General features: G+C 71.4%; 12 protein-coding genes and 5 tRNA genes. 11 read left to right on the forward strand and 6 right to left on the reverse strand.

Annotated elements, in window-relative coordinates; genetic code table 11:
• Positions 1–2: 2 nt before the first annotated feature.
• From ACGFZP_RS07290 to ACGFZP_RS07310, 5 genes are all read right to left on the reverse strand, one after another.
• Positions 3–3,437: a nitrate- and nitrite sensing domain-containing protein gene (locus ACGFZP_RS07290; RefSeq protein WP_392929475.1), complete on the reverse strand. Its 3,435-nt coding sequence runs from the start codon at positions 3,435–3,437 to the stop codon at positions 3–5.
• Between the two features lie 400 nt (positions 3,438–3,837).
• A complete protein-coding gene (locus tag ACGFZP_RS07295) occupies positions 3,838–4,422 on the reverse strand; it encodes an ATP/GTP-binding protein (protein ID WP_387945380.1) in 585 nt (194 codons plus the stop codon).
• Positions 4,403–4,828, reverse strand: a complete 426-nt coding sequence (locus ACGFZP_RS07300) for a DUF742 domain-containing protein (RefSeq protein WP_392929478.1) — start codon at positions 4,826–4,828, stop codon at positions 4,403–4,405. Before ACGFZP_RS07300 ends, ACGFZP_RS07295 begins: the two co-directional genes overlap by 20 nt.
• 150 nt (positions 4,829–4,978) lie before the next feature.
• Complete coding sequence (locus tag ACGFZP_RS07305; RefSeq protein WP_360642581.1) at positions 4,979–5,392, reverse strand: roadblock/LC7 domain-containing protein; 414 nt, start codon at positions 5,390–5,392, stop codon at positions 4,979–4,981.
• A 10-nt stretch (positions 5,393–5,402) separates the two neighbouring features.
• Positions 5,403–9,224, reverse strand: coding sequence for a nitrate- and nitrite sensing domain-containing protein (locus ACGFZP_RS07310; RefSeq protein ID WP_392929479.1), 3,822 nt, complete (start codon positions 9,222–9,224; stop codon positions 5,403–5,405).
• A gap of 628 nt (positions 9,225–9,852) precedes the next feature.
• Here ACGFZP_RS07310 and ACGFZP_RS07315 point away from each other — a divergent pair.
• The 8 genes from ACGFZP_RS07315 to ACGFZP_RS07350 all read left to right on the forward strand — a co-directional run bounded on the left by ACGFZP_RS07315 (position 9,853) and on the right by ACGFZP_RS07350 (position 13,359).
• The gene (locus ACGFZP_RS07315) at positions 9,853–10,074 is read left to right on the forward strand and encodes a hypothetical protein (protein ID WP_392929481.1); all 222 of its coding nucleotides are present in this window, start codon (positions 9,853–9,855) and stop codon (positions 10,072–10,074) included.
• 246 nt (positions 10,075–10,320) lie between these two features.
• Positions 10,321–11,121 carry a fumarylacetoacetate hydrolase family protein gene (locus ACGFZP_RS07320; RefSeq protein WP_392929483.1) on the forward strand — a complete coding sequence of 267 codons (801 nt, stop codon included), beginning with the start codon at positions 10,321–10,323 and terminating at the stop codon, positions 11,119–11,121.
• On the forward strand, positions 11,114–12,613 hold the full coding sequence (gltX, locus tag ACGFZP_RS07325; protein WP_392929485.1) for a glutamate--tRNA ligase: 1,500 nt from the start codon (positions 11,114–11,116) through the stop codon (positions 12,611–12,613). The genes ACGFZP_RS07320 and gltX overlap by 8 nt, the downstream gene beginning before the upstream one ends.
• Positions 12,614–12,826: 213 nt before the next feature.
• Positions 12,827–12,898, forward strand: a tRNA-Gln gene (locus ACGFZP_RS07330).
• 49 nt (positions 12,899–12,947) lie between these two features.
• Positions 12,948–13,020 (forward strand) — tRNA-Glu (locus ACGFZP_RS07335).
• 27 nt (positions 13,021–13,047) lie between these two features.
• A tRNA-Glu gene (locus ACGFZP_RS07340) sits at positions 13,048–13,120 on the forward strand.
• Positions 13,121–13,147: 27 nt separating this feature from the next.
• Positions 13,148–13,223 (forward strand) — tRNA-Glu (locus ACGFZP_RS07345).
• 61 nt (positions 13,224–13,284) lie between these two features.
• Positions 13,285–13,359: transfer RNA gene (locus ACGFZP_RS07350), tRNA-Gln, on the forward strand.
• 112 nt (positions 13,360–13,471) lie between these two features.
• On the opposite strand, the gene ndgR is transcribed toward ACGFZP_RS07350, so the two are convergent.
• Complete coding sequence (gene ndgR / locus ACGFZP_RS07355; protein WP_148642806.1) at positions 13,472–14,185, reverse strand: IclR family transcriptional regulator NdgR; 714 nt, start codon at positions 14,183–14,185, stop codon at positions 13,472–13,474.
• Positions 14,186–14,416: 231 nt separating this feature from the next.
• On the opposite strand from ndgR, the gene leuC reads away from it, so the two are divergent.
• The 3 genes from leuC (at position 14,417) to ACGFZP_RS07370 (ending at position 17,012) form a co-directional block, all read left to right on the forward strand.
• Complete coding sequence (gene leuC, locus ACGFZP_RS07360; protein WP_392929487.1) at positions 14,417–15,838, forward strand: 3-isopropylmalate dehydratase large subunit; 1,422 nt, start codon at positions 14,417–14,419, stop codon at positions 15,836–15,838.
• A 5-nt stretch (positions 15,839–15,843) separates the two neighbouring features.
• Positions 15,844–16,440 (forward strand): 3-isopropylmalate dehydratase small subunit, encoded by a 597-nt coding sequence (leuD, locus tag ACGFZP_RS07365; protein ID WP_392929488.1) that lies wholly within the window; start codon positions 15,844–15,846, stop codon positions 16,438–16,440.
• Between the two features lie 347 nt (positions 16,441–16,787).
• Positions 16,788–17,012 carry a hypothetical protein gene (locus ACGFZP_RS07370; protein ID WP_392929686.1) on the forward strand — a complete coding sequence of 75 codons (225 nt, stop codon included), beginning with the start codon at positions 16,788–16,790 and terminating at the stop codon, positions 17,010–17,012.
• Positions 17,013–17,074: the final 62 nt, after the last annotated feature.

Raw genomic sequence — 17,074 nt, forward strand, 5'->3', positions numbered from 1 at the left:
ACTCAACGCTCCTGGTGGTTCGAGCCGCCGAAGAGATCGGTGCTGCGGTTCTGCTGTCCGTTGCCGGACGGGTCTGCCTGATCGGGGTCGATCCGGAAGCTTCCGGTGCTGCCTGCGCTGCGGCCCTGCTCGACGCCGCGGCGCAGGTTGGTGAGCCGGCCGCGGACCTCCTCGGGGCTGCGGGAGACCTGGGGCCCGTCCTGCGGGGTGGGCTTGGCGTTGCCGGCCACCAGGTTCTGCTTGGGTACGCGGCGGGGCAGGCCCGAGGCGGTGGTACCGCCGGAGGCCGGCTCGCGCAGCTGCTCGGCACGCTGCCAGTCGCCGTCGTTGGGCGACTGCCAGGGCGAGTTGGTCGGACCGGTCGGACCGGTGGGGCCGGTCGGACCGTAGCCGCCGAGGGCCGACACGTCGTGACCGCGCGGTTCGACCGGGCCGGAGGTGTCCTTGGCGCCGGTGAACCAGTTCGGGGTCTCGCCGGTGTCCTGGCCGTCGTTCCGGCCCGGGCCCACGGTCGTGCCGCCGCTGGCCAGCTGCTGGCCGGGGCGGCGCTGCGGCAGGCCGGACGGCAGGGTGGTGGCGGGCTGGGCGGTGGGCAGCGCGGCCGGCTCCGGGCTGTACGGGTGGCCCGAGGGGGCCTCCTCGCCCTGCCGGCCGTACTGCTCGTCGGCGTAGCCGTCGTAGCCCTGGTAGTCCTGGTAGCCCTGCTGGGCGTACTGGCCGTCCTGGGCGTACTGCCCGTTCTGGTCGCCCTGGGCGTACTGCTCGTCGCCGTAGCCCTGCTGCTGGTACCCGCCGTACTGGTCGTCCTGGCCGTACGGGCCGTCGGCGTACTGCTCGTTGCCGTACCCGCCCTGGTCGTACTGGCCGTTCTGGGCGTTCTGGCCGTACTGGTCGTCCTCGTAGCCGTACTGCTGGTAGCCGGCCTCGGGCTGGTACGGGGCCTCCTCGACCTCGGCGTCCAGCACCGGCGGCTCGCCGTCGGTGCCGGGGCCGGACTCCAGGGCGGCGCGGCGGACCTGGTCCAGCCGCTGCGAGCGCTGGACGGCCTCCAGGGCCGGGCTGAAGCCCGATCCGCCGTTGCCGGTGAGGTGGTCGTCGAAGCCCAGCTCTGCGGCGCTGCGCGGGCGGTTCTGGACCTCGGCGGCCCAGTCGGCCGCGGTCGGCTCCTGGTCGGCGAAGATCCGGGAGACGGTGAACTGCTCCTCCGGCTCCGGTACCGCGCCCATCTGGGTCAGGAACGGCGGGAGCATGACCAGCGAGGTGGTGCCGGCCGACTCGCCGGACGGGCGCAGCTGCACGCGGATGTCGTGCCGCTGGGACAGCCGGCCGACCACGAACAGGCCCATGCGGCGGGAGATGGTGGCGTCGACGGTGGGCGGCTCGGCCAGCTTCTCGTTGATCTCGGCGAAGTCCTCGGCGGTGAGGCCGATGCCCTTGTCGTGGATCTCGACCAGCACCCGGCCGTCCGGCAGGCGGGTGGCGTTGACCAGCACCCGGGTCTGCGGGCTGGAGAACGAGGTGGCGTTCTCCAGCAGCTCGGCGAGCAGGTGGACGAGGTCGGTCACGGCGGCGCCGACGACCTCGGCCTCGGGGATGCCGGCGAGCTCGACGCGCTCGTACTGCTCCACCTCGGAGGCGGCGGCGCGGAGCACGTCGACCAGCGGCACCGGGGTGTTCCAGCGGCGGCCGGCCTCCTCGCCCGCGAGGACGAGCAGGTTCTCACCGTTGCGGCGCATACGGGTGGCGAGGTGGTCCAGCTTGAAGAGGTTCTCCAGCTGGTCCGGGTCGGCCTCGTTGTTCTCCAGGTCGGTGATCAGTGCCAGCTGGCGCTGGATGAGGCTCTGGCTGCGGCGCGACAGGTTGGTGAAGATCGCGTTGACGTTCCCTCGGAGCAGGGCCTGCTCGGCGGCGAGTGCGACCGCCTGCTGGTGGACCTGGTCGAAGGCGCGGGCGACCTCGCCGATCTCGTCCTTGCCGTGCAGGGGGATCGGGGTCACCGAGGTGTCCACCCGGTCCGGGTCGGTCTTGGAGAGCCGCTCGACCAGGTCCGGCAGGCGGTGGTCGGCGATCTCCAGGGCGCCGTTGCGCAGGGTGCGCATGCCCAGGATCATCGACCGCGCGGTGAAACCGGTCAGCACGCCGGCCAGGATCAGCGCGACGAGGACGATGACCGAGTTCAGGATGGCGTCGTAGAGGGCGCGGTCCCGCAGGCCGGCCGCGTCCTGGAGCACGTCGTCGAGCAGCGCGACCTCGGTGGCGCGCAGGGTCGCGATGTGGGTGTTGGAGGCCTGGTTCCAGTTCTCGGGGGTGAGGCCGGAGTCCTTGGCGTCCTTGTAGGCGGCGTCGGCGGCGGCCTTGCCCTTGGTCATGCCGTCGGCGGCGTTCTGGGTGTAGGTAGCGCCGAGGGCCAGCAGGCCCAGCATGGTGGGGGCGCTGCCGTTGGGCATCCGGTAGGCGGCGCGCTGGTCGGCGTTGGCCTGGGCGACCTGGGCGTCGGCGTACGTCTTGAGGTCCTCGGGGGCGCTGCCGCTGCTGAACTCGGCGAGCGACACCTGCTCCAGCTTGGCCGAGACCAGCAGCTGCTGGATCAGGTCGCTGTTCTCGTACCGGGTGGTGGCGTTGGCGGAGATGCCGACCAGCAGGTGGAGCATCAGCGCGCGCTGGGTCGAGGCGGAGGCCTTGGCCAGGGACATCGCGTAGATCGCGCGGCCCTTGCTGGTGATGTTGGAGCTGCCGAGGCCGACCGAGTTGTCGTAGGACAGCAGCGGCGCGACCATCACCGAGTACGCGGACTGGGTCGCGGTGGCGAACAGCTCGGGCTTGTAGGCGTTCTGGCGCAGGTGCGGCAGCGCGTTGGCGAAGCCCTGGAAGGCCTCGTGGCGGCGGGACAGCTCGCCCTCGCCGTTGGTGGCGGCGTAGGCCGCGTTGTAGGCCTTGAGCGCGTTGTCGGTGGTGGCGCGGGTCTTGGCGACGTCGCCGCCCGGGTCCTGGTTGGTCAGCAGGGGTATGAGCGTCTTGTCACGCTCGGTCTCCAGCGCCTCGGCGAGTTCGGTGGCGGCCTTGGCCAGGCGGGCGGTCTTCTCGGCTCGGGAGGCCTTGATGTAGCCGTCGACCGAGGTGTTGACGCGCAGACCACCGAAGACCAGGGCGACGATCACCGGGATCAGCAGGATCGCGACCAGGCGGGTCGGCACGCGCCAGTTGCGCGGCCGGACGAAGTCGTACCGGCTGCCGCCCTGCGGGGTGGCGTCGGACGCCTGGGAGCCGCCGTCGCGGCGGTCCTTGGCGGACACGGCCGCGGGCTGTGCGGCGGTCGGGGGCCGCTCTTCGGCGGGTGTGAACGCGGAGAACCCGGCCTGGTCCGTTGCGGTACCGTTCGGCTCGCTCTGGCGGGGCTCGGAGCGCCGCTGCGGGGCGACTTGCTGCTTACGCCTCACTCGACAACAACCTCTCGGCCGCTCGGCGGCCATGGATCAATCCAGCGCTACCCCTGGCAGCTGCCCGCTGCTGGGTGGGACTGACGAACAGGATTTAGGGGTAGCTGGAATTTCAGCACGTGCAGGGATGGGGGACAAACAGCTCTCGACGGCGGCCGACTGTGACACATTTCGGACATTCGCCGACATGCGGGGGCATAACCGTGGTCTTCTGGCGCTGAGTGACGTGGTTTGGCTACACAGAGTCACTGTTGATCACCAAATGCCTACCGAACTGTTATCCGCTGCTTATGCGCGGGTCTTGCGCGATGCGCCGGTGTGACACCTCTCGCACACGCGCGTGTCCCGGCGGCCCGCTCTGGTGGCGGGCCGCCGGGGTTCCCGGCCTGCGGTTCTCCGGTCAGCGGAGGCGGGCGAGGAGGGCGTGTTCGACGAGGGTGATGAGGGCGCTCTTGGCGGAGTCGCGTCGTCGGGCGTCGAGGGTGATGACGGGGGTGTCGGGTCCGAGTTGGAGTGCTTCGCGGACTTCGTCGGGGGTGTGGGGCTGGTGTCCGTCGAAGCCGTTGAGGGCGACGACGAAGGGGAGTCCGCTGTTCTCGAAGTAGTCGAGGGCGGGGAAGCAGTCGGCGAGGCGGCGGGTGTCGACGAGGACGACGGCTCCGATGGCGCCTCGGACGAGGTCGTCCCACATGAACCAGAAGCGGTCCTGTCCGGGGGTGCCGAAGAGGTAGAGGATGAGGTCTTCGTCGAGGGTGATGCGGCCGAAGTCCATGGCGACGGTGGTGGTCGTCTTGCCGGAGACGTGGCTGAGGTCGTCGATGCCGGCGGACGCGGAGGTCATGACGGCTTCGGTGCGCAGCGGGTTGATCTCGGAGACGGCGCCGACGAGCGTGGTCTTGCCGACACCGAAGCCGCCCGCGACGACGATCTTCGCGGAGGTGGTGGCGCGGGTGGGGGCGGCCGCGTTAGAGCTTGCGAAGTCCACTGAGGACCCTTTCGAGCAGCGTGACATCGGGCGTTCCGCCCGACTCGCCCGCGGCGGCGGGCTGGTGGATGGCGACAAGGCCGGCCTCGGCCAGGTCGGCCACGAGGATGCGGGCCACTCCGAGCGGCACGCCGGCCAGTGCGGAGATCTCCGCGATGGACTTGACCTCACGGCAGAGGCCGACGATCCGGGCGTGCTCCGGCAGCAGGCCCCCGGTCCGGTCGGCGGAGGCCGTGGTCGAGATCAGCGCCTCGATGGCGAGCTGGTACCGGGGCCGGGTGCGGCCTCCGGTCATCGCGTACGGGCGGACCAGCGGCTGCTGCTCGTAGCCGTCGGACTGCTGCCCGCCGTAGCCGCTGCCGTACCCGCTGCCGTACGAGCCGGCGGGTGTCGAAGGCGGGGTCATGGGTCCTCCTTGTGCTGCAGCCTTGGGCAGCCGGTTCCAGCTGGGGCAATACCAGCTGAGGCGAAATCAGCTGCCTGAGGGTAGCTGAGGGTGAAGCGCCGGGCCTGGTCGGGTCAGACCCGGCGGGAGGTGGGACGGTGTGGTGTCCGCTCAGTGCAGCAGACTGCCCTGGAGCTCTGCGCGGAGTGCGGGGGTGAGAACGGCGCCGGCCCGGTCGACGAGCAGTGCCATCTCGTAGCCGACGAGGCCGATGTCGGAGTCCGGGGACGCCAGCACGGCGAGCGAGGAGCCGTCACTGACGGCCATCAGGAACAGGAAGCCGCGCTCCATCTCGACGACGGTCTGGTTGACCTCGCCCCCTTCGAAGATCCGGCTGGCGCCGGACGTGAGGGAGGTGAGGCCGGAGGCGACGGCGGCGAGCTGGTCGGCGCGGTCCCTGGGGAAACCCTCCGACATGCACAGCAGGAGGCCGTCGGCTGAAACCACCACCGTGTGCGACACCCCGGGGGTGTTGTCCACGAAATTGGTGATCAGCCAGTTCAGGTTCTGTGCGGCCTGGCTCATCTGATTCAACTCAACGCTCCTGATGATCTGCGCCGTTGCCGTCGGTCCGGCCTCCGAAGCTATCGAACCCGGGCTGCTGGGCACCATGCTGACTGCCCTGCTGGTTGCTCTGCTGGCCGCCCTGGCCCGCGGCCTGCTCGGCCCCGGCCCTGCGGCCCTGCTGGATGCCGCGGCGCAGGTTGGTGAGACGGCCGCGGACCTCCTCGGGGGCGCGGGAGACCTGCGGACCGGTCAGAGGGGACGCCTCGGCGGTACCGGAGACCAGGTTGGCCTGCGGGGTCCGCCGGGGGAGACCGGACATGGTCACGCCGCTCGTGGAGGGCTCGCGGACCTGCTCGGCCCGGCGCCAGCGCTCGTCGTTCGCCGACGGGCGCCACGGTGCGTCACCCGGGCCGCCCTGCGGACCCTGACCACCCTGCGGGCCCTGCTGGGGCTGCTGGCCCTGGGGAGCCTGCTGGTGCTGCGGCTGCTGGGCCTGCTGAGGCTGGGCCTGCTGCCGGGCGTCCGGGGCGGTGGTCCCGGGGCGGCGCGGCTGGTACGGCCGCGGGCGGGCCTGCTGGTCGTGGCCCTGCTGGGGCCAGGACTGCTCGGCCGGCTGGAAGAGCGGCGCACCGCCGTGGGCACCGCCGTCGGACGGGCCGGTCGGCAGGGCCATCGGCTCCTGGCGGAACTGCTCCTGGCGGGTCGGCTCGGGCCGGACCTGCTCCTGGCGGACGGGCTCCGGACGGGCCGGGTTCGGCACGCTCGGCAGCACCGGCTCGACCAGGCCGAGGCCCAGCGGGTCGCGCGGGTCGATCTCGCTGGCCTCGAAGCGCGGCCGGGCGAACTGCTGGGTGCTCTCCATCGACGCCGACTCGGCCGGCGGCAGCTGCTGGGCCTGCTGGGGCTGCGGCTGCTGGGGCTGGGCCTGCTGCGGGAGCTGCTGCTGGCGGGTGCGCTGCGGTGCGTCCGGGCCGGGCCGCTGCGGGCGGCGCGGGCCCTGCGGACCCTGACCGCCGGGGCCCTGCTGACCCTGCGGAGGCTGACCGCCGGGCCCCTGCGGGCCCTGGGCGCCACCCTGCGGCCCCTGGGCGCCCTGCGGGCCCTGGCCGGCCGGGCGGCGCTGCGGCAGGCCGTCCTGCGGCCGGTTGCCGGGGCGGCTGCCCTGCTGGGCACCCGGACGGCCGGACTGGTCGGCCCAGCCGTGCTGCGGCTGCTCGCCGGTACGGGCCCCCGGGGCGCCGTTGCCGCCGTCACCGGGGCGCGCACGCTCCGGGCCGGGGCGCCGACCGCCGTCGGGGCGGCCCTGGGCGGGCTGCGGACGACCGGGCTGCTGGCCGCGGCGCGGCAGGCCGCCACCGGGACCGCCCTGCGGCTGACCCGCACCAGGGCCGCCCTGCGGCTGGCCCTGGCGACCGGGTCCCTGCGGGGGCAGGCCGCCCTGCGGGCTCAGCGCCGACGGCGCCTCGCCGCGCAGCGACTGGCCGACCTGACGGGTCGGCAGACCGCCGCCGCTCCGCCCGCCGGGGCCGTTCGGACCGCCGGGGCCACCGGGGCCGTTCGGGCCGCCGCCGAAGCCGCCCTGGCCGGCCGGGGCGCCTGGCGCACCCGGGCCGCCCTGGCCGAGCTGCGGACGGCCCTGCGGGGCGCCGCCCGCCGGACCCTGGCCGAGCGCGGCCGGGCCGCCGTTCGGGCCGCCGGGCACCTGGCGCTGCTGGCGCGGCGTCGGGGCGACCCCGCGCTGCTGCTTGGCCTGCGCCGAACCGGGCCGGGCCGGGGCACGGCGGTCGGCGGAGTTGGTGACGTCCACCGGGAGCATGACGAGCGCGGTGGTGCCGCCGGAGTCGCTGGGGCGCAGCTGGATCCGGATGCCGTGGCGCAGCGACAGGCGGCCGACCACGAAGAGGCCCATGCGGCGGGAGACCGAGACGTCCACCGTCGGCGGGTTGGCCAGGCGCTCGTTGATGTCGGCGAGGTCGTCGGGGCTCAGACCGATACCGGTGTCGTGGATCTCGACCAGCACCCGGCCGTCCGGCAGGGCGTGGCCGGTGACCCGCACGCGGGTCTGCGGGCTGGAGAACGAGGTGGCGTTCTCCAGCAGCTCGGCGAGCAGGTGGACGAGGTCGTTGACGACGCGGCCGGCGACCTCGGCCGAGGGCACCGCGGCGAGCTCGATGCGCTCGTACTGCTCCACCTCGGAGGCGGCGGCGCGGAGCACGTCGACCAGCGGCACCGGGCGGGTCCAGCGGCGGCCCGGGTCCTCACCGGCGAGGACGAGGAGGTTTTCGCCGTTGCGGCGCATACGGGTCGCGAGGTGGTCCAGCTTGAAGAGGTTGGCCAGCTGGTCCGGGTCGGCCTCGCGGCTCTCCAGCTCGGAGATGAGCGACAGCTGGCGCTGGATGAGGCCCTGGCTGCGGCGCGAGAGGTTGGTGAACATCGCGTTGATGTTGCCGCGGAGGAGGGCCTGCTCGGCGGCGAGGCGGACGGCCTCGCTGTGCACCATGTCGAAGGCGTGGGCCACGTGGCCGATCTCGTCGGAGGAGTCGACGCCGACGGGTTCGACGGTGACGTCGACGTCGTGCGGGTCGCTCTCGGAGAGCGTCTTGACGAGCTCGGGCAGCCGCCGCTCGGCGACGTCCTCGGCCGCGGTCTGCAGCCGGGTCAGCGAGCGCACCATCGAGCGGGCGATCAGACCGGCGCCACCGAGGGCGACGAGCAGCACCAGGGCGACCGCGGCACCGATGATCAGGGCTTCGGTGTCGGCGGCGGACTGCAGTTCCTGGGCCTTGCCGTCGAGGTCCTCGATCAGCTTGGCCTCGATCCGCCGCTCGGCGCTGATCTTGGCGGAGGACTGCTCGTACCAGTCCTTGTAGGAGCGCGGCTCGGTCTGGCGGATACCGCTCTGCTGGAGGATCGAGCGCGAGTAGCGGTCGGCGTCGGCGACCACCGAGTTGTAGCTGAGCTGGCCGCGCAGGTTGTCCAGGTCGTGCGAGGTGTAGATGTTGTTGAAGCTGGTGAGCGCGTTGTCGTAGGAGGCGCGCAGGCGGATGCCGAAGGACTCGTCGCTCAGGCTGAGGTCGGGGGCCTTCGGGTTGGCGAGCGCCGCGCTGATCAGGGCGCGCTGCTGCGAGGTGGCGTTCTTGGCCAGCGAGAACTGCTGGAGCGCGCGGGTGGCGCGGACCAGGTCGCGGTTGTTGGAGGCGAGCGCGATGTCCTGGGTGATCGACAGCAGGTCGCGGATGATCACGTCGTACGCGGTGATCGTGGCCTGGATGTTCTGGTTGTTCTGGTACGGGGTGTTGCGGGCGTCGGCGATCGAGTTCAGGTCCTTGCGGACCTGGAAGAGCAGGGCCTTGCCGCCGGACAGCTCGAGGTTCTCGAACTTGTCCGAGGACGCGGTGAAGGTGCGGCTGAGATCGTCGGTGATCTTGCGGGCGTTGGTGATCTCGTCGTCGAGGGTGGCGTTCGGGTCCTTGGTGATCGGACCGGCGCTGATGTCCCGCTCGGTCTGCAGCGCGTCGGCGAGGCTGGTCGCCTTCTTCGCCAGATCGGAGAGGTTGGCCATCTGGGCGAGCTGCTGCGAGGTCTCGAGCGAGGTCTGGATGCGCAGACCACCGAGGACGAGGGCGACGAGCACGGGCAGCGCGAGCAGCGCGATCAGGCGGGTACGGATCCGCCAGTTGCGCATCGCGAGCCGGCTCATGCCCTTGGCGCGGCGCCTGGTCAGGGTCTTGCGGAGTTTGTCCCGGGCGGACTTCCGGTCCTCGGGCCCGTCGACCTCCGGACGGCCGGGCCCGTCGGGCGCCGGTTCGGCCGGACCGCCGGGCGTCGCCGCCTGCTGGGGGGCTGCCAACGGCTCACGCGACTCCGGGTCACCCGCGGCGCCGCTACCCCTTTTGAAACGTCCCTGCACTGGCGTCGCAACCTCTGGACCGGGCGTCCCGCCGCGTCGCCGCGGCCTGGACGGTGTCGAGTTTCCTCCGCACCCCGGCCGGTCCGGGAGAGCGGGTCACCGGGGTGGACTACTCCCTACCCACGGTCCGTGGCATTCCAGCACAGCCGGGGAATCCCAACAAGGGCCGCCAGGGCTCACCGCGCGGCGCTACCGAATGCGTGCGCGGTCTCACTGACTGTGCGGTAACCGGACCGGAATACCGCCTTTTTCGGACACTCGCCGGATACATGCCAAGCCGACCCGAGATCAACTGGAAGTGCAGTGGTTCCGGTTTGTCCGTTATTGCCGCTATGTCGGTAAAACCTGATGAAGCGATATGTCGGATATAAGAGAATTGCTCTTCAATTAGTGAGCAAAATCACAGGCCAATGTGTAGCTTTGGTCACGGTGGCTGTGGAAAGAGATCCGTAACCTGGCTGTCCGGAGCACGGCCTCGATTCAGCCTGCCCGCAAACCCCCCGAACCACTCAGGCCTCGGCCGATCCGTGTGGATCCGCCCGGCCGCGACCTCCAAGGTGCTGACGCGATGTCCCAGGCGAACACGGCCACCACGTCCACGCAGTCCAGCCGTTCCACGGCGAACCCGCGCCGGACGACGCTGGCCTCGGTCGAGGACTTCAGCAAGATCCCCGGCGCCCGCGGCTCCGCGGACGTCGCGACGTACGCGACCGAGCTGCCCACGAACACGGCCAACCCGCGCCGCACCAGGCTGATGGTCGCCCCGGTGGTCGCCGTCCCGCAGGACTGACACCGCCCGGCCCCGAGCGAAGGGCGCCGCGGCCGCACCCGACCGTGCGGCCGCGGCGCCCTTCGCCGTGACGCCACCCGCCGCCGGGGAGGGGCGCAACCCCGCTGAACAGGGGCAAAGCGGGCAGGCAGGGGCTCACGCGATAGCCTGGTCGACGATTGAGCGGGCCCGTGGCCAGGACGGCGCGGCGCCCACCAGCGCCCGGGCGCGCCCCGGGCGGCCGACGAAGCGAGGGGTAGCCCAGCCGTGCGCATTGCCAGGTTTTCCGTCCGAGAGGGGAGCCCTGCCGCCGGCACCGTCTCCTTCGGCGTGGTCGAGGGCGACCCCGCCCAGCCCGAGTCTCTGGTCGTCCACGCGCTGGCCGGCCACCCCTTCGGGCAGCCCCAGCCCACCGGCGAGAGCTACCGGTTCCAGGACGTCCGGCTGCTCAGCCCGATGCTCCCCAACAAGATCGTCGCGGTCGGCCGCAACTACGCGGCGCACGCCGCCGAACTCGGCAACGAGGTCCCGGCCGCCCCGCTGACCTTCTTCAAGCCGTCCACCGCGGTGATCGGCCCGACCGAGTCCATCGCGTACCCGCCGTTCTCCTCGGACGTCCAGCACGAGGCCGAACTGGCCGTGGTGATCGGCCGGATGTGCCGCGAGGTCCCGCTGGACCGGGTGCCCGAGGTGATCCTCGGCTACACCTGCGCCAACGACGTGACCGCCCGCGACATCCAGCAGCGCGAGGGCCAGTGGGCCCGCGCCAAGGGCTTCGACACGTCCTGCCCGCTCGGCCCGTGGATCGAGACCGACCTCGACCCGGCCGACCTGGCCGTCACCTGCACGGTCAACGGCGAGCTGCGGCAGACCGGCCGCACCTCGCAGATGGTCCGCTCGGTCGCCGAGCTGATCGTCCACATCTCCGAGGCCATGACGCTGCTTCCCGGCGACGTCATCCTCACCGGCACACCCGCAGGGGTGGGCCCGCTCAACGTCGGCGACCAGGTCGCCGTCTCCATCGAAGGCATCGGCACTCTCACCAACAAGGTGATCAAGCGTGGCTAACACCGACCCCACCGTCCGGGTCCGCTTCTGTCCCTCCCCGACCGGCAACCCGCACGTGGGCCTGGTCCGGACCGCCCTCTTCAACTGGGCCTTCGCCCGCCACAACGGCGGCACGATGGTCTTCCGGATCGAGGACACCGACTCGGCCCGCGACTCCGAGGAGTCGTACGAGCAGCTGCTCGACGCCATGAAGTGGCTGGGCTTCGACTGGGACGAGGGCCCGGAGGTCGGCGGCCCGCACGCGCCGTACCGGCAGTCGCAGCGGATGGACATCTACGCCGACGTCGCCCGCCGCCTGCACGAGGCCGGCCACGCGTACCACTGCTACTGCAGCACCGAGGAGCTCGACGCCCGCCGCGAGGCCGCCCGCGCGGCCGGCCGCCCGTCCGGCTACGACGGCCACTGCCGCGAGCTGACGGACGAGCAGGTCGCGGTCTACAAGCTGGAGAAGCGCGAGCCGATCCTGCGCTTCCGGATGCCCGACCGCACGCTCTCCTTCGACGACCTGGTGCGCGGCACGCTCACCTTCGAGCCGGAGAACGTGCCGGACTACGGCATCGTCCGGGCCAACGGGGCGCCGCTGTACACCCTGGTCAACCCGGTGGACGACGCCCTGATGGGCATCACCCACGTGCTGCGCGGCGAGGACCTGCTCTCCTCCACCCCCCGGCAGATCGCGCTGTACGCGGCGCTCGCGGACATCGGCGTCGGTGACGGCACCACCCCGCGCTTCGGCCACCTGCCGTACGTGATGGGCGAGGGCAACAAGAAGCTCTCCAAGCGAGACCCGCAGGCCTCGCTCAACCTGTACCGCGAGCGCGGCTTCATCCCCGAGGGCCTGCTCAACTACCTGTCGCTGCTGGGCTGGTCGCTCTCCGCGGACGACGACATCTTCTCGGTGGAGCAGCTGGTCGCGGCGTTCGACATCGCGGACGTCAACGCCAACCCGGCCCGCTTCGACCTCAAGAAGTGCGAGCACATCAACGCCGAGCACGTGCGCCGGCTGGCCCCGGAGGACTTCGTCCGCCGCCTGGTGCCGTACCTGCAGGCCCCCGGCCTGCTGCCGGCCGAGCCGACCGCCGAGCAGCTGGAGCTGCTGGCCAAGGTGGCACCGCTCACCCAGGAGCGGATGGTCGTGCTGAGCGAGATCGTCGGCATGGCCGGCTTCCTGTTCGTCGACCCGGCCGACTTCGCCCTCGACCCGGACGACGCGGCGAAGGTCCTCACGGCCGACTCCCGCCCGGTGCTGGAGGCCAGCATCGCGGCGCTGGAGCAGCTGGCGGACTTCTCGCCGGAGCCGATCCAGGCCGCGCTGCGCGAGGCGCTGGTGGACGGACTGGGCATCAAGCCCAAGTTCGCCTTCACGCCGCTGCGGGTGGCCGTCACGGGCCGACGGGTCTCCCCGCCGCTGTTCGAGTCGATGGAGCTGCTCGGGCGCCCCGAGACGCTGCGCCGGCTCACCGCCGCCCTGGCGGCCGTCCCGGCCTCCTGAGGCGGGCTCTGAGCAGGTCGCGGGCCCGGCAGCGTGCCGGGCCCGCGGCGTCCCCGGCCCTGCCTGCGGTTATCGATTTTGGAGCGGCGCCCGGCATCGGGTAATGTTCTTTCTGCGCCGCCCGGGAGGGAACGGCGAGGGACCAGAAACCTCGTCAGGACCGAACGGCCGGAGCAGCGCCGAGCAAGACCCCGTCGAGGGGTTGAACTCCGGTGGGGTATGGTGTAATTGGCAGCACGAGTGATTCTGGTTCATTTAGTCTAGGTTCGAGTCCTGGTACCCCAGCGCAGTACCCAGCACCACCGCAGTACCAAGGTAGTATCAAGCAGTACAAGCCCCCGTTGTGTAGCGGCCTAGCACGCTGCCCTCTCACGGCAGTAGCGCCGGTTCGAATCCGGTCGGGGGTACTGGTCCCGCAAGGGGCCGCCAAGAAAGCCCCCGTTGTGTAGCGGCCTAGCACGCTGCCCTCTCACGGCAGTAGCGCCGGTTCGAATCCGGTCGGGGGTACTGATCTCGCAAGGGATCACCAAGAAAGCCCCCGTTGTGTAGCGGCCTAGCACGCTGCCCTCTCACGGCAGTAGCGCCGGTTCGAATCCGGTCGGGGGTACCAGAGCAGGAAAGCCGATGGCTGTGTCCTTGTGAGAGGCGTGCCCATCGGCTCGATGCTTTGTTGGGGTATGGTGTAATTGGCAGCACGAGTGATTCTGGTTCATTTAGTCTAGGTTCGAGTCCTGGTACCCCAGCCAGTAAAGAAGGAAGCCCCGGTCACCGGGGCTTTTTTGCATTTCCCGGCTTTCTCCCGGAAAGGGCCCGCTCACGAGGTGAGCGGGCCCTTTCCGGTTTCGGGGGAGGAGGGTGTCAGCCGCGGCGGAGGGCCTCGGTGAGCCGGTTGGCGGCCTCGATGATGGCCTGGGCGTGCAGTCGGCCCGGGTGGCGGGTCAGGCGCTCGATCGGACCGGAGACCGAGACGGCGGCCACCACGCGGTTGGAGGGGCCGCGTACCGGGGCCGAGACGGAGGCCACGCCCGGCTCGCGCTCGCCGATCGACTGCGCCCAGCCGCGCCGCCGGACACCGCTCAGCGCGGTCGCGGTGAACCGGGCGCCCTGCAGGCCGCGGTGGAGGCGCTCGGGCTCCTCCCAGGCGAGCAGGACCTGGGCGGCCGAGCCGGCCTTCATCGGCAGGGTGCTGCCGACCGGGACGGTGTCCCGCAGACCGGAGAGCCGCTCGGCGGCGGCGACGCAGATCCGCATCTCGCCCTGTCGGCGGTAGAGCTGTGCGCTCTCGCCGGTGACGTCGCGCAGGTGGGTCAGGACCGGGCCCGCGGTGGCGAGCAGCCGGTCCTCGCCCGCCGCGGCGGAGAGTTCGGAGAGACGGGGGCCGAGGATGAACCGGCCCTGCATGTCCCTGGTGACCAGTCGGTGGTGTTCGAGTGCGACGGCGAGCCGGTGGGCCGTGGGCCGCGCCAGACCGGTGGCGGCGACCAGCCCCGCCAACGTGGCGGGGCCCGACTCCAGTGCGCTCAGCACCAGAGCGGCCTTGTCGAGAACGCCGACGCCGCTAGAGTTGTCCATGCCCTAAGACTGCAGTCTCATTCCGCGAGACGCAAGTTCAATCTTCCGCGAAAAGCGCCACTCTGGATGCAGCAGCCCGGGAGACATCCAGGATGCGGCCTCGACAAGGCGTCCGCATCGTGGACACCGATCCGGCGTGCAGGTCGCGCGACGCGTGCCTCACAGGGCGGCGAAAGCACTGACCTCGACGACAAGAGAAGGCCGGCAACGCGGCCGGCTGGAGGGAATCCGATGGGACGGACACTCGCAGAGAAGGTCTGGGACGACCACGTCGTGCGGCGCGCGGAGGGCGAGCCCGACCTGCTCTTCATCGACCTGCACCTGCTCCACGAGGTGACCAGTCCGCAGGCCTTCGACGGCCTGCGACTGGCCGGCCGCCCGGTCCGCCGTACCGATCTCACGATCGCCACCGAGGACCACAACACCCCGACCCTGGACATCGACAAGCCGATCGCCGACCCGGTCTCCAAGGTGCAGCTTGAGACGCTGCGCCGGAACGCCGCCGAGTTCGGCGTCCGGATCCACTCCCTGGGCGATGTCGAGCAGGGCGTCGTGCACGTGGTCGGCCCGCAGCTGGGCCTGACCCAGCCCGGCACCACCGTGGTCTGTGGGGACTCTCACACCTCCACCCACGGCGCCTTCGGCGCCCTGGCGTTCGGTATCGGCACCAGCCAGGTCGAGCACGTGCTGGCCACCCAGACCCTGCCGCTGGCCCCCTTCCGGACCATGGCGATCACGGTCGAGGGCGAACTGCCCGAGGGCGTCACCGCCAAGGACCTGATCCTGGCCGTCATCACGAAGATCGGCACCGGCGGCGGCCAGGGCTACGTCCTGGAGTACCGCGGCTCGGCCATCCGCAGCCTCTCCATGGAGGCCCGGATGACCGTCTGCAACATGTCCATCGAGGCGGGTGCCCGGGCCGGCATGATCGCCCCCGACCAGACCACCTTCGACTACCTGGAGGGCCGCCCGCACGCCCCCGCGGGCGAGGACTGGGACGCCGCGGTCGCCTACTGGAAGACCCTGGTCACCGACGAGGACGCGGTCTTCGACCACGAGATCCTCATCGACGCGAGCGAGCTGACCCCGTTCGTCACCTGGGGCACCAACCCGGGCCAGGGCGCCCCGCTCGGCGCGAACGTCCCGGACCCGGCGTCCTTCGCCGACCCGCAGGAGCGGACCGCCGCCGAGAACGCCCTGGCGTACATGGGCCTGGAGGCCGGCACCCCGCTGCGCGAGGTCGAGGTCGACGCCGTCTTCGTCGGCTCCTGCACCAACGGCCGGATCGAGGACCTGCGCGCCGCCGCCGCCATCCTGGAGGGCCGCCGGATCGCCGACCGGGTACGGATGCTGGTCGTCCCCGGCTCCGTCCGGGTCGCCCTGCAGGCCGTCGAGGAGGGCCTGGACAAGGTGTTCACCGCGGCCGGCGCCGAATGGCGCCACGCGGGCTGCTCGATGTGCCTGGGCATGAACCCCGACCAGCTGGCCCCCGGCGAGCGCTGCGCCTCCACCTCGAACCGCAACTTCGAGGGCAGGCAGGGCAAGGGCGGCCGTACCCACCTGGTCTCCCCGCAGGTCGCAGCCGCGACCGCGGTGCTCGGCCGACTGGCCGCGCCCGTCGATCTCCCGTCCAACGTCGCTGTGGAGGCCTGAGCAGCATGGAGAAGTTCACCACCCACACCGGCCGGGCCGTCCCGCTGCGCCGCAGCAACGTCGACACCGACCAGATCATCCCGGCCCACTGGCTGAAGAAGGTCACCCGTTCCGGTTTCGAGGGCGGGCTGTTCGAGGCCTGGCGCAAGGACGAGTCGTTCATCCTCAACCGCCCCGAGCGGGCGGGCGCCACGGTCCTGGTGGCCGGCCCCGAGTTCGGCACCGGCTCCTCCCGGGAGCACGCCGTCTGGGCGCTCCAGAACTACGGTTTCCACGCCGTGATCTCCTCCCGCTTCGCCGACATCTTCCGTGGCAACTCGCTGAAGAACGGCCTGCTCACGGTCGTGCTGCCGCAGGAGACGGTGGAGCGGCTGTGGGAGCTCACCGAGGCCGACCCGACCGCCGAGATCACCGTCGACCTGGAGTCCCGCGAGGTGCGCGCCGAGGGCGTCACGGCCGCCTTCGAGCTGGATGACAACGTCCGTTGGCGGCTGTTGAACGGCCTGGACGACATCAGCATCACCCTGCAGAACGAGTCCGACATCGCGGCTTTCGAGGCGACCCGGCCGTCCTTCAAGCCGCGTACGCTCCCGGTGGCCTGAGAGTCCGGCGCCGGTTCCCGCGGATCGCCCGGTTCACCGGGAGTCCGTTGAGAACAAGCATTCTGACGTTCCGCCGGATGGCCCGCCTCCCCCCTCGGGGGGGCGGGCCATCCGCCGTTGCGGAGCCGGAGTTCGGGTCCGCAACCGGACCCCGATTGCCGATTTGGCATTGCCGCAGAGGGGCCCGGGCAAGCACAACTGCGGGTAGATGGCACAATCAGTACATGCACCGGCACCATGAACCTCCGTACGCGGGCGGCGAACCCGCGTCACCGGAGTCCACGGGCCGGGGAGCCGAACGCCGAATTGACGACCGGCCGGACGCCGCCACCTCAGCTGCTGAGGGGCTGGACGACCCGGAAGTCGCAGCGCTCTACGCGCTTGTGGCCGAGCGGTTGAAGCAAGCTCACGCCCGCGTGCATGCGCTGAACGTGTCTGCCGATGCAAAGACCGCTCTCACCCGTCAACTGCTGATCGTCACCGAGACCGCCAAGCGCGATCTTCCGGGGGCGGCACGGCGGTTGAGTCGCTTTGTGCAGGACCTCGACGAGGGGCGCCCGCCCGTCGACTGAGGTCGCCGACGCGCAAATCCATTGCGACACTAGGGTGATTCGCGCGTTTGGTAATTGAAAGT

This window comes from Kitasatospora sp. NPDC048239, from assembly GCF_043202015.1.
Taxonomy (GTDB): Bacteria; Actinomycetota; Actinomycetes; order Streptomycetales; family Streptomycetaceae; genus Kitasatospora.

Coding starts and splice junctions, on each gene's coding strand:
- ACGFZP_RS07315 (WP_392929481.1), top strand. CDS start 9,853: ATGTCCCAGGCGAACACGGCCACCACGTCCACGCAGTCCAGCCGTTCC.
- ndgR (WP_148642806.1), bottom strand. CDS start 14,185: ATGGACAACTCTAGCGGCGTCGGCGTTCTCGACAAGGCCGCTCTGGTG.
- leuD (WP_392929488.1), top strand. CDS start 15,844: ATGGAGAAGTTCACCACCCACACCGGCCGGGCCGTCCCGCTGCGCCGC.
- ACGFZP_RS07300 (WP_392929478.1), bottom strand. CDS start 4,828: ATGACCCCGCCTTCGACACCCGCCGGCTCGTACGGCAGCGGGTACGGC.
- leuC (WP_392929487.1), top strand. CDS start 14,417: ATGGGACGGACACTCGCAGAGAAGGTCTGGGACGACCACGTCGTGCGG.
- ACGFZP_RS07305 (WP_360642581.1), bottom strand. CDS start 5,392: ATGAGCCAGGCCGCACAGAACCTGAACTGGCTGATCACCAATTTCGTG.